The following is a 12,744-nucleotide window of genomic DNA, read 5'->3' as shown; positions in this document are numbered from 1 at the left end:
GGAGAATTATATGTCATTAAGATTTTTATCAACCGACAAAGCACCTGGAGCGGTAGGTCCATATTCACAAGGAGTTAAGGCCGAGAATATAATTTATACATCTGGACAACTACCTATTGATCCTGCAACAGGAGAATTATCTAAAGGTGATATTGAAAAAGAGACTAGATTATGTTTAGAAAATGTAAAAGCTGTTTTAGAATCAGCACATGCAAGTATTGAAAATCTAGTTAAAGTTACAGTTTTTGTAACTAATATGGGTGATTTTCCTAAGATAAATGAAGTTTATGCAGAATTCTTTGGAGAACATAAACCAGCTAGATCTTTAGTACAAGTAGCCGCATTACCTAAAGATGCAGATATTGAAATTGAGGGAATTGCAATATTATAATAAAAAAAATCTAGTCCAAATATTGGACTAGATTTTTTATAATTTATAAATACTTGCACTTCTATATCTGCGTCTTTTTTTTCTTTGATTTAATGACCATATTCTTAGGAAAAGCAGTAATCCAAATATAAATAAATACCATTTACCAAGAAGTATTTTAAATATATTGGGGGCTGGAATCTTGTCCACATCCATAGTGGAAACAATGTCTGTACTACCTATTACTTCATTGTCTAAGATATATTCAACTTTACCTATTACTTGGTCTTTGGCAATAGGGGCTTCTAAATTTTCACTTACTGTGATTTTTTCTTCTATACTATTTTTCCTATCATTTTTTACTATAATTGTAGTGTCATTCTTTGTTATTCCAGATACAAAAGGAACAGTACCCTTATTTACGCTAAAGTTATCGATAAATTTATTTGCAAATCCAATATTTATGTTTTCAAAATTTTCAACACCGTAATTCAATAATTTATGAATGTCAGAATAAATATTTTTTCCACTGGATTTTAAAACTACAGCTATTAGTTTATGATCATTTTTTTCAAAAGATGTTACAAGACATTGTTGGGCAGCTACAGTATAACCAGTTTTTACTCCATTAACTCCATCATACTTAATAGGAGTTAATTTGCCATCTACATCAATTTTCTCATTACTATAAAGAAGTCTATTGGCTGATTTTAAATACCTTGTTTCAGATTTTTTATTTGTTGTAGGAATTGTATAAGTATAGTTTCCCACGATTTCTCTAAACTTTTCATTTGTCATAGCATATTTGGCCATCATGGCTAAATCATAAGGGGTTGTTTTATGATTTTCATCTGGCAAACCATTTGGATTGACAAAGTTGGTATTTAATGCGCCAATTTCTTTTGCCTTTTGATTCATCAGATTACTAAATTCCTCTATACTGCCAGATATATATTTGGCTATGGCAAGAGCAGCATCGTTGGCAGACTCTATTAGTAAGGCATTTAGTAGATTTTCAAGAGACATTTGTTCTCCAAGTTCTAGAGCTATATGACTTCCAGAAGTTAAATCTATAACTTCTTGATCTATGGTAATAATATCATCCATTTTTCCTTTCTCAATAGCCAATATTGCAGTCATAATTTTAGTAGTACTTGCAGGATATAGTTGAGAATTAGAATTTTTCTCATACAATACTTTACCAGTATCCATATCCATTAAGATAGCACCTTCTCCAACTAAATCTAAATCATCAGCATAAGAAAAGGAATATGTACTAAATAAAACCCCAACAATAAACAAAATAAAAAGTCTTTTCAAATTATCCACCACCTTATTTATATATTAAGATTATAACAGAAATTATATAAAATTTTAAGTCAAAATATTTATAAAATAGAAGGGAAAAAAATAATTAAGTCGAATTAAACTAAGTAGTAATAATTATTTTAGGAGGGGTGTTATGGATTCCTTTACAAAAAGAGAACAAATAGGTATACTAGTAATTGTTTTAGTAATTGTTGTAAGTTTAGGTTTTAAATTTTTCACAAGGGATATAATTAAACTGGAAGATAATATGGAAGTAATTAATGAAAACCAATTAGAGGCTTCTGAGGATATAGAAGATACTAGTATAATAGAGGAAGAAGATACAATAATAATGGTTCATATAAGTGGACAAGTATATAAGCCAGGACTAGTAGAATTAGAACAAGGACAGAGACTAGTTGATGCAGTAGAATTGGCAGGTGGTCTTAAAAAAGATGCTGATATAGATAGAATAAACTTAGCCAAGAAATTAGTTGATGAAGAAAAGATATATATCCCTAAAATTGGGGAAGAACCATCAGAAGAAATAAATACTATCAGTGTAAATAATTTAAATATGGAAGACATTTCTGATAAAATAAATATAAATACCTGTACAAAAGAAGCATTAATTAGTTTGCCAGGTATAGGAGAAGCAACAGCTAGTAAAATAATTGAATATAGAGAATCTACTCCATTTAAAAACATTGAAGATATAAAAAATGTTTCTGGAATAGGAGAGAAAAAGTTTCAAGCCATAAAGGAATTAATAATAGTAAAATAGAGAGGTGCAACTATGGAAAAAAGATTAACACAATTAACTAAAAGTTCTGGTTGAGCGGCTAAAATCGGTCCCGATATTTTGGCACAAGTTTTGTGCCACTTACCAAAAACTTATGATGAAAACTTATTAGTAGGATTAGAGACATCTGACGATGCTGCTGTATATAAAATAAATGATGATTTAGCAATGATTCAAACTTTAGATTTTTTTACACCTGTAGTAGATGATCCATACACCTTTGGACAAATCGCAGCAGCTAATTCTTTATCGGATGTATATGCAATGGGTGGAGAACCAAAGTTGGCTATGAATATAGTATGTTTTCCAAATTGTCTCGATCCAAATATATTAGGAGAAATATTGAAAGGCGGATATGACAAAGTCAAAGAGGCAGGAGCTATTACTGTAGGAGGTCATACTGTGGAAGATGATGAACCAAAGTATGGGCTATCTGTAGCTGGATTTGTTCATCCAGATAAGGTTCTTGCCAATAACAATGCTAAGCCTGGAGATATACTTGTATTAACAAAGCCAATCGGATTAGGAATTATAAATACTGCTATAAAGGGAGAAATAGCAGATAAAAACACTTATGATGAAGCAGTAAAGGTAATGTCTACCTTAAATAAATACGCTAAAGAGGCTTTAGACCGTACAGAAGGCGTTAATAGCCTTACAGACATAACAGGCTTTGGCTTAATAGGTCATGCCTTAGAAATGGCTACAGGAAGCTCTGTTACCATAAAAATAAAACATAATAATGTTCCAATAATATCTAATGCACTAGAATATGCTAGAATGGGATTGGTTCCTGCTGGAACTTATGCAAATAGAACTTATGTTGGAGATAATGTTTTTATAAATGAAAATGTACCAAAAGATATAGAAGATGTACTATTTGATCCTCAAACATCAGGTGGACTTTTAATATCTATTCCAAGGGAGAAACAAGATAATCTTTTAGAAGAGTTAAAATCTAATCCCACTGAATATGCAGTAGTAGGAGAAGTATGTGAAAAACAAGATCATTATGTAATTATAGAATAGAAGACAAGGAAGGGATTGTATGGAAGAAAAAAATCTATTTACTTTAATACCTAAAGTAGATGAAATATTAGATAAGGATTTCATAAAGGAACTATTGAAATATATACCAAGAAAAATAGTATTAGATAGTATAAGAATAGAAATAGAAGAAATTAGGACTAAAATTAAAAGAAAAGAGCTTTCAGAAGAGAAAATCGTAGAAAGCATAGAAAATATCTATACCAGAATTAAAATTAGAGCAGAAGAAAAGAACTCATTTAAATTAAAAAGAGTGATCAATGGAACAGGAGTTGTAATTCATACTAATTTAGGACGTTCCTTGATTAACGAAAGGATTATGGAGAATATTAAAGAAGTTGCCATTAACTATTCAAACTTAGAATTTGATTTAGCTAATGGAGGAAGAGGATCAAGATATAGCCATTTAGAAGAAATAATATGTGAAATAACTGGTGGAGAAGCTGCAATGGTTGTAAATAATAATGCAGCGGCAGTAATTCTTGTATTAAGCTCAATGGCTAAAAATAAAGAGGTAATAGTTTCTCGTGGAGAATTAGTAGAAATAGGTGGATCCTTCAGAATACCAGATGTAATGGAACAAAGTGGTGCAAATTTAGTTGCTGTTGGTACAACAAACAAGACTCATTTATGGGATTTTGAAAATGCAATAAATGAAGAAACAGGAGCATTACTTAAAGTTCATACTAGTAATTATAGAATACTAGGATTTACATCAAATGTTGACTCTGAAGAATTATTTTTATTGAAGGAAAAATATAATATACCCCTTATAGAGGACTTAGGTAGTGGAGTTCTTATAGATTTATCTAAATATGGAATAGAATATGAACCAACAGTTCAAGAATCCTTGAAAAAAGGTGTAGATATAGTTACCTTCAGTGGAGATAAACTTTTAGGTGGACCTCAAGTAGGAGTTATAGTAGGAAAGAAAGAATATATAGATGCAATGAAAAAAAATCCATTGACTAGAGCCTTTAGAGTAGATAAATTTACTATATCCGCCCTTGAAGCAACTTTAAGATATTATCTTGAGGAATCAGCAGCAATTAAAGAGATTCCTACTTTAGCTATGCTTACTCAATCATTAGAGGAAATAGGGGCGAAAGCTTTAGAACTGAAATCAAAAATAGAGGAAAAAGTTTCTAATGATTTATTTAAAATAGATATAGAAGATAACTTCTCCGAAGTTGGTGGAGGCTCTTTACCTTTAGAAAAACTACCTACAAAATGTTTGGTCCTTACTTTAGACAATTTTAGTACCCAAGAATTTGAAAACAATTTAAGAGAATTTCATATACCTATTATTACTAGATTATATAAAGATAGGGTATATATAGATTTAAGAACCATTAGAGAAGAAGAATTTCATATTGTAGTAGAAGGAATAAGTTTTGCTTTTAATAAAGTTAAAGGAGTTTAATAGATGAAACATGTAATTATAGGAACAGCAGGTCACATAGACCATGGAAAAACAACTTTAATTAGAGCTATTACAGGAAGAAATACAGATAGATTGAAAGAAGAGCAAGAAAGAGGAATATCTATAGAACTAGGATTTACCTATTTTGATTTACCCTCTGGTCAAAGAGCAGGAATAATAGATGTACCAGGTCATGAGAAATTTATTAAAAATATGTTGGCAGGAGTTATAGGTATAGATATTGTCATATTAGTTGTGGCAGCAGATGAAAGCATAATGCCTCAAACAGTAGAACATCTGCATATTTTAGATCTTCTTGGAATAAAAAAAGGATTTATAGTTCTTACAAAAGCCGATTTAGTAGATGATGAATGGATAGATATGGTAGAAGAGGAAGTAAAGGAAGAAGTAGTAGGAACATTTCTAGAAAACTCACCTATTATTAGAGCTTCATCTACTACAAAAATAGGTATAGATAAAATCATAAATTTAATAGATAAGTATACAGCAGAATTAAAAGATAGAGATGTAGATGATATGCCTAGACTGCCAGTAGATAGAGTATTCTCCATATCTGGGTTTGGAACTGTAGTTACAGGCACACTATTATCTGGGAAATTTAAAATAGGTGATGAAGTCCAAGTATTTCCAGGAAATAAAAAAGCTAGAATTAGAACATTACAAGTTCATGATAAGGATGCTGATATAGCTTATGGGGGACAAAGAGTTGCAGCCAATTTAGCAGGACTAAAGAAGGAAGACGTAGATAGGGGAGATACCATAGCCCCAGTTGATTCCATGTCAGACTCTATGATGCTTGATGTAAAATTTAAGCTCCTTAAAAGTATTGATAGATATATTGATAATAGAACTAGACTTAGATTATATATAGGTACTAAAGAGGTTCTATGTCGTATTGTTTTGTTGGATAGAGAAGAAATAGGACCAGGTGAAGAAGCCTATGCCCAACTTAGATTAGAAGAAGAAGTTGTAGCTAAAAGAGGAGATAAATTTATTATTCGATTCTACTCTCCAATGTTTACAATCGGAGGTGGGGAAGTTCTAGAGCCTAACCCTAAGAAGAAAAAACGTTTTGATGATAAGGCCATAAAGGAACTTGAGATTAAGGAAATGGGCTCATCTGCTGATATTATAGAAAATATAATTGAGGAAAAGTCTAAGGAATTCCCAACAACGAAGGAGATTGCAGTTTTCACAGCAATGTTAGAAGAAAATGTGAAAAATGAAGTAAATAAACTTATAGAAGAAAATAAACTTATATCATTTTCCTTAACTAAGGATTTGCATATTATTCATATAAATTATTTTAATAAAATTAAAGATGAAATATTGGAAACTTTAAATAAGTTTCATATTAAATATCCTTTAAGGGCAGGAATGCAAAAAGAAGAAATACGAAACAGATTTCTTAAAAATGCAAAGCCGAGAGTTGCAGATGCTTTTATAGAATTGTTAATTCAAAATGAATATTTGGAGCAGAAAATGGAAAATATTTGTATTAAGGGATTTGAAATAAAACTTAATGAAAATCAGTTAAAGATTAAAGAGGATATATTAAATTCCTTAAATAAAAGTCCATATCAACCTCCAAGAAAAGAAGATTTAGACTCCATAATAGGAGCTAAAAAAGATGAAATAGAAGAAGTATTTGTTTCCCTTGTAAACAATGAAGACATTATAAAATTAAGTGAAGAAGTATACTTATCTAAAAATGCTTATGATATAGCACTAGAAAAACTAAAAGAGTACTTGGTAGATAATGGTAGTATTTCAATAGGAGATTATAGAGATTTGTTAAACACAAATAGAAAAGTAGCTCTTGCCCTTCTTGAATACTTTGATCAAGTAAAAATAACTAAACGAGACAAGGATATTAGAGTTTTAAACTAATGATTAATGTTACAGGGGTGAGAAGATGGAAACAAAGATACTAATATTGGATGGAGATAGGTCCTTTGTAAAAGGATTAAAATATAGTTTAGAACAAGATGGATATATTATAGATGAAATGTATAATACTAAAGATATTCTAGAAAAAATTACTCAAAATAACTATAATCTAATATTGCTCGATTTAATTTTACCAGATTCCAATGGTTTGACATTGTGTCAAACCATTAGAAATTCTTCTCAAGTACCAATAATAGTAATAACTAAAAAGGATGAGGATATTAGTAAAATATTAGCCTTTGAACATGGCGTGGACGACTATCTTATCAAGCCTTTCAATGATCTTGAGTTAAAGGCAAGAATCAAAGCTGTACTTAGAAGGGTAAAACATAAATCTTTAGGGTTTGATAATCAAGTAATACAAATTCAAGATTTTACTATAAATACGTTAGGTAGAAAAGTGAGTATAAAGAATGAGGATATAAACTTAACTGGGAAAGAGTTTGATTTATTCTATGCACTTATTTCAAATCCTGGAAAAGTCTTTAAACGAGAAGAATTGTTAGAACTAGTATGGGGATATGCCTATTATGGAGATTTGAGAACTGTTGATGTTCATATAAGAAGAATAAGAGAAAAAATTGAAAAAGATTCATCTGATGCTAGATATATTATGACTAAATGGGGAGTAGGATATTATTTTAATAATTCTAAAATATAATTTGAAAAAAACCTTGAAATTTGTCGAAAAATCTTATATAATATATTCTGTTGTCAGTATGGGGGTAGATGAGTCCTGGTGGGCTCTCTGGTCTTCAAAACCAGCGCGAGGGAATAGGATTCTCTTGGGTGAGTTCGATTCTCACATACTCCCGCCATATAGTAAAATCAAGGGTTATAGGCTTTCCTATGACCCTATTTTATTGTCTAAAAACTTGCTTTACAACCTTCAAATTTTCATCTTGTGTGACACTTCGTGTGCCATTTGATAAAATGTTTGAAAAAACATCGGCTACCTCCTTATCAATTCTTGGTATAGCATGAGCATAAATATTAGCAGTTGTAGATGCTCTAGAATGCCCTAATCGTTCTGCTACATTTTTTAGATCTTTAGCATAAAATCTCTAGCCATTGAGGTAAATATTAAAGCATTGCTTACACCCAATGATTCTTTTTTAAAATTTTTCAATTTTTAAATGTTCATCTAACAAATTATTTAGTTCTTTAGTTTTAATTGGGCATAATTTTCTTGATCTTTTAGTTTCTGATAAGGATTTTGATATTTTAGTGTTATGATCAATATAATTGAAGTCACTTTCACGTAATGCTAAAAGCTTTCCTAATCTTGCATCAGTTACAAGAGTGAATAGAATTGTAAATTGGTATACATGGGTTCACCAGGTATTAGTATTTTTCTTGTTTTTTATAATTTCTAGTAACTCCAACATAAAAAATAAAATGGATATAGTGAAACAGGAACTAAATGAAGATAGACATGTTGAGGTTATAGATGGGCTAAAAATAGTATATTCAGTAGATAAACGGAGATGGGAAAATGAAGAAGATAAGATGTAAAAAATACGGGAAATTACTTCTTGAACTTTGAAAACTACATAATACAGTATTGAGAAACTTGTCAGATGATTCTAAAATATACGAAAGATAGAACAAATATGATATAATATCCACATAAGTAATTCGTAATAGTAGATTATTATGACGTAAACGAAAATCTATATCTTAAACTATTTTGTGAAAACTACTTTTCCACTAACTTAACTTAGTGAGAGGAGATGGATACTTGAGAAAAAAATTATTAAAACGATTTTCATATTTATATACTGGCGAATTAATGTCAGTAGTAATGTTTATTATAGTGTTTTTTTTACTTAATAAAGTCTATCCTCAATTACGATTGTATTCTATAACCTCTTTTTGTATTTCATTTTTTCTTTTGGAATTTCTACTAGTGCAGGGAAGTATATATTGGTATATAAAATGGAAAAGATTAAAGAAAGAAAATACAACAGTAACTCCTATGCAAGTTGTAAAAGGCTTTAAAAACTTGAAGAAATTCAATATCAGCCTAATAATTATCACGATGTTTATTTTTGCGTTTGATTTTTTTAAATTGTATCTATCATTACCTTTAGGTAGCTTAGGCATTGCAGGATTTATCTATATATTTGCGATACTTGAATATATTAATTATTTTCACTTTCAACTTTCGTATGATAATCTTTCTGATATTAAGTATTTATTGAGGTCAAAAAGGCTTAAGCAATCATGTCTAAGCAAGGACTTTGATAGCATGGTTTAAATTTTAGTTTATCGATGAGATTATAAATAAAATTTGAAGTTAAGATACATTATTTATAAAAGGTACATTAGTAGTTTATTGTGGTGGAACAAGATTTATATTTTACATTTATTGGGAGGATATATATGGATATTAGCATCAAGCTTGGACAAGCAAATGATATTGATAAATTAGAGCAACTTTACAATGATTTAAATGACTATTTGGCAAAAGCAGTAAATTATCCCGGATGGCTAAAGGGTATATGATTCTATAAGACAAAATGCAATTGATGGAGTCATAAACGGCAATCTTTATGCGACAAAGCATAATTGAAAAATAATTGGTTCTATTATTCATCCGAAATTTATGAAATGTAGTGTAGACAAAGCATTAATGGACTTTTCTATTAAATACAGTATTAAATCACAAGCTAAGTCAATTAGATTAATGTTTATGAAGATAGTATATCTACATCAGTTTGTATGAAAAATTACTATGTGATAATGAGCATAATCTTACATAGTATTACTTTATGATATTTATATTAAACGTCATAATTATCAAAACTAAATAATAAGGTGTTAAAAATTAAGAATTTACTATAATAATATAGAAAATATGGTATAATTTGCTTACTAGATTAATCATGTTAGTGAAATTATACGCAACAAGTGATGATGAAGGTGACTATAAATATATTATACGAGCTTCCTGTGATACGATAAAAATAGAAAATCCTCACAAATAAATTAAGGTATAATTGTAATTGAGAGAAAACAATTCTTAATTTAAAGGAGGATCTACTATGAATTATAAACAAAATCAAAGGTTAAATCAATTAACAGATGAAACTTTAATTATTGGAATTGATATTGCCAAGGAATTTCATGTAGCAAGAGCACAAGATGTTCGTGGTATAGAATTTGGGAAATCAATTAAATTTAACAATTCACTTTCAGGATATTTAGAATTGGATAGTTGGATAAAGGAGATTAAGTTAGCCGAAAAGAAAACTACAGTAATAATTGGAATGGAACCAACAGGACATTACTGGCTAAATATTGCAAGATATCTTAAGGACAATGCCTATACAGTAGTTACAGTAAATCCAATGCATGTAAAAAAGATAAAAGAGTTAGATGATAATCTTCAAACAAAAACAGATAAAAAAGATGCAAAAATCATCGCACAGTTGGTAAAAGATGCTAGATATTCTACCCCAAATTTACTCGAAGGTGAGTATGAAGAGCTCAGGAATGCTAAGAATTTAAGGCAAGTTGTAATAAAGGATTTAAATCGTACAAAGAACCAAATTCACAATTGGTTAGACAGATATTTTCCAGAATATAAAGAAGCATATGCCAGCTGGAAATCAAAATCATTTATAAAAATAATTAAAAAGTATATCTTTCCATCTGAAATTGAAAAGTTATCACCAAATGAAATCTATGAGATGCTACCTCCAAAGATGAGAAGGGGTGTAGGCCTTGCGAAGATAGAAAGACTTGTAATAGCTAGCAAAAATAGTATAGGAATAAAAGAGGGTCTTTCATTTGCGAAAATAGAAATAAATTATCTATTAGATAAATATGAAGGTTTTCTCCAACAAATAGAAGAGATAGATAACTATGTAACTGATATCTGTAGCAATCTAGATGAAACAGCAAAGATAACACAAATAAAAGGCATAGGAATTGTAACAGCAAGTGGTATAGTTGCTGAGTTAGGAGATATTGGAAGGTATAAAACACCAAAACAAATGATAAAAATGGCAGGACTTTCTTTAACAGAAAATAGTTCTGGTAAGGTAAAAGGCACAACATCTATAAGTAGAAGAGGACGTAAAGATCTTCGGCGGTTGCTGTATCAGGTAATATTAGGCATGATAAGGACTAATACTGCATTTAAAAAAATGTATATTTATTACACTACAAGACGAAAAAATCAGCTTACTGGGAAACAGGCTATAATAGCATTATGCAGAAAACTATTAAGAATAATTCATACAATAATCTTAAAAGATATTGACTATGATGAAAGTAAAATGATGTCAGAAATAAAATATCCAGAGGAGTTTCTAAATTCAGCTGCTTAATCTTATCTATTCCAGAGATTACATTACGTATGAATTAATAGTGTTAAAAAATTCTATTTAAATATGGTAGCTAAAATAGAACTTGAATTTAAGATTTACAATTATTAAAAAGAACAAAAGTGGCGATCCTGTAATTCCTCCATTAGGATATAATCCTGCATACGAGCATGACGGGACTCACATATAGCTTAAGTTGGACGAAGGAAGTTTGGGAAATAAATCCTGTTAGAAAGAGGTTCTACTACTATATAAAGTGAGCAAAGCCATTGTTTATAAAATAATATAATGCTACTTTTATTAAGTGAGGATTAAAATAGACATTTCATGTAAAATAAAATTATTTTGCTTAAAATGATCTACTAAAATAATAAAAAATTAATCAGAAGTATTGAAAAATACTACTTGATTTAAAGAGGAGAGAACATTATGGAAGATATAGTAAGATTAACCTTAAAAGATTTAGATGATATATACAGATTTGACACAATTTGTTTTCCAACTGATTATACAAAACGGGAATATTGGATTGAACTTTTGGAAGATAAAAGAACTTTTGTTTTTGCATTCAAAGAAAATAATATTATAAAAGCTAATATTTCTATCTATAACTGGAAGGGAGAAGATGACTATATTAAGATTATGAGTATAGGAACACATCCAGATCATAGAAATAAAGGATATGCCCATATGTTAATGCAGTATATCATAGATGAAATGTTGAAAGATGATATGCATATATTTAAAGGTGAAACTAGAGAATCAAATTTAAAAATGCAAAAGGTGTTTGAAGATTTTGGATATAAGATTAATACCAAAGTAGAAGAGTATTTTGATAATCCCATCGAAACTGCTTATAAGTATTCACTAGAAATATAAGAAAGAGATATCCTAAGAATATAAAACATGAGAACCTTTACTATACTCAGGATAATAACAACACATTCTTTATATTAAATCTAGTAATGATAAAACGAATAATTATTAAAAATACCGTACTATTCAGAAATAAATTTTGCAGTATTTTTTATTTCGCATCACAAGAACTATATTCAATAAAACAGTAGAGGCTCTAAAAACCTAGGGAGAAATTAAACTCCTGGGTTTTTCTTTTTCGTAAGGGAGGATATGTAGGAACTACAAATAGAAGATATGACTTATACTATAACAACAGATTTGGTAAAAGGATATATTCCTTATTTCCCTTATGTAGAGAATAACTTCTTAATTACAGTAGTAAATTATCGAGGACATGACAACAAGTTAAATAGGCTACAAGGAAAGCTAAATAGAAGGATAGAGGAGTTAGTAGACTTAGTAGAAGAAACTAATGACTACATAAACAATATAGGAGATAGGAATGTATGCAGGAGAGAAGTTATAAGAGAGATAAAGGGAAAATGAAGCAGATGAAATGATTTGCGATAAATATATTATTATAGTAATATTAATATTAATCAAAACAAAGAAAGGATGTCATTATGAAATA

13 protein-coding genes and 1 tRNA gene are annotated in these 12,744 nt (G+C 29.5%); 13 read left to right on the top strand and 1 reads right to left on the bottom strand.

Features of this window, described 5'->3' with window-relative positions; all coding sequences use genetic code 11:
- Window positions 1-10 precede the first annotated feature (10 nt).
- Window positions 11-391 carry a RidA family protein gene (locus KQI41_RS12285; RefSeq protein ID WP_154442133.1) on the top strand — a complete coding sequence of 127 codons (381 nt, stop codon included), beginning with the start codon at window positions 11-13 and terminating at the stop codon, window positions 389-391.
- A gap of 36 nt (window positions 392-427) precedes the next feature.
- On the opposite strand, the gene KQI41_RS12280 is transcribed toward KQI41_RS12285, so the two are convergent.
- On the bottom strand, window positions 428-1,690 hold the full coding sequence (locus tag KQI41_RS12280) for a D-alanyl-D-alanine carboxypeptidase family protein (RefSeq protein WP_216585409.1): 1,263 nt from the start codon (window positions 1,688-1,690) through the stop codon (window positions 428-430).
- Window positions 1,691-1,832: 142 nt separating this feature from the next.
- On the opposite strand from KQI41_RS12280, the gene KQI41_RS12275 reads away from it, so the two are divergent.
- From KQI41_RS12275 to KQI41_RS12225, 12 genes are all read left to right on the top strand, one after another.
- The gene (locus KQI41_RS12275) at window positions 1,833-2,462 is read left to right on the top strand and encodes a helix-hairpin-helix domain-containing protein (RefSeq protein ID WP_216585408.1); all 630 of its coding nucleotides are present in this window, start codon (window positions 1,833-1,835) and stop codon (window positions 2,460-2,462) included.
- A gap of 12 nt (window positions 2,463-2,474) precedes the next feature.
- Entirely contained in the window at window positions 2,475-3,509 is a 1,035-nt protein-coding gene (gene selD, locus KQI41_RS12270) for a selenide, water dikinase SelD (RefSeq protein ID WP_216585407.1), read from the top strand.
- A 19-nt stretch (window positions 3,510-3,528) separates the two neighbouring features.
- Entirely contained in the window at window positions 3,529-4,950 is a 1,422-nt protein-coding gene (gene selA / locus KQI41_RS12265; protein ID WP_216585406.1) for an L-seryl-tRNA(Sec) selenium transferase, read from the top strand.
- A 3-nt stretch (window positions 4,951-4,953) separates the two neighbouring features.
- Window positions 4,954-6,861, top strand: a complete 1,908-nt coding sequence (gene selB / locus KQI41_RS12260; RefSeq protein ID WP_216585405.1) for a selenocysteine-specific translation elongation factor — start codon at window positions 4,954-4,956, stop codon at window positions 6,859-6,861.
- Between the two features lie 25 nt (window positions 6,862-6,886).
- Window positions 6,887-7,582 (top strand): response regulator transcription factor, encoded by a 696-nt coding sequence (locus KQI41_RS12255; protein ID WP_216585404.1) that lies wholly within the window; start codon window positions 6,887-6,889, stop codon window positions 7,580-7,582.
- A 60-nt stretch (window positions 7,583-7,642) separates the two neighbouring features.
- Window positions 7,643-7,739, top strand: a tRNA-Sec gene (locus KQI41_RS12250).
- A 427-nt stretch (window positions 7,740-8,166) separates the two neighbouring features.
- Window positions 8,167-8,436 carry a hypothetical protein gene (locus KQI41_RS12245; protein WP_216585403.1) on the top strand — a complete coding sequence of 90 codons (270 nt, stop codon included), beginning with the start codon at window positions 8,167-8,169 and terminating at the stop codon, window positions 8,434-8,436.
- 226 nt (window positions 8,437-8,662) lie between these two features.
- Window positions 8,663-9,181: a hypothetical protein gene (locus KQI41_RS12240; RefSeq protein ID WP_216585402.1), complete on the top strand. Its 519-nt coding sequence runs from the start codon at window positions 8,663-8,665 to the stop codon at window positions 9,179-9,181.
- Between the two features lie 125 nt (window positions 9,182-9,306).
- Window positions 9,307-9,429 carry a hypothetical protein gene (locus KQI41_RS19160; protein ID WP_280634056.1) on the top strand — a complete coding sequence of 41 codons (123 nt, stop codon included), beginning with the start codon at window positions 9,307-9,309 and terminating at the stop codon, window positions 9,427-9,429.
- Window positions 9,430-9,968: 539 nt separating this feature from the next.
- The gene (locus KQI41_RS12235; RefSeq protein WP_154443134.1) at window positions 9,969-11,258 is read left to right on the top strand and encodes an IS110 family RNA-guided transposase; all 1,290 of its coding nucleotides are present in this window, start codon (window positions 9,969-9,971) and stop codon (window positions 11,256-11,258) included.
- Between the two features lie 426 nt (window positions 11,259-11,684).
- Complete coding sequence (locus tag KQI41_RS12230) at window positions 11,685-12,134, top strand: GNAT family N-acetyltransferase (RefSeq protein ID WP_216585401.1); 450 nt, start codon at window positions 11,685-11,687, stop codon at window positions 12,132-12,134.
- Between the two features lie 273 nt (window positions 12,135-12,407).
- Complete coding sequence (locus KQI41_RS12225) at window positions 12,408-12,659, top strand: hypothetical protein (protein WP_216585400.1); 252 nt, start codon at window positions 12,408-12,410, stop codon at window positions 12,657-12,659.
- The last annotated feature ends 85 nt before the right edge of the window (window positions 12,660-12,744 follow it).

Source organism: Tissierella pigra (assembly GCF_018917845.1).
Taxonomy (GTDB): Bacteria; Bacillota; Clostridia; order Tissierellales; family Tissierellaceae; genus Tissierella; species Tissierella pigra.
Note: the sequence above shows the minus strand (reverse complement) of the source record. Positions and strands in the feature narration are given on the sequence as shown.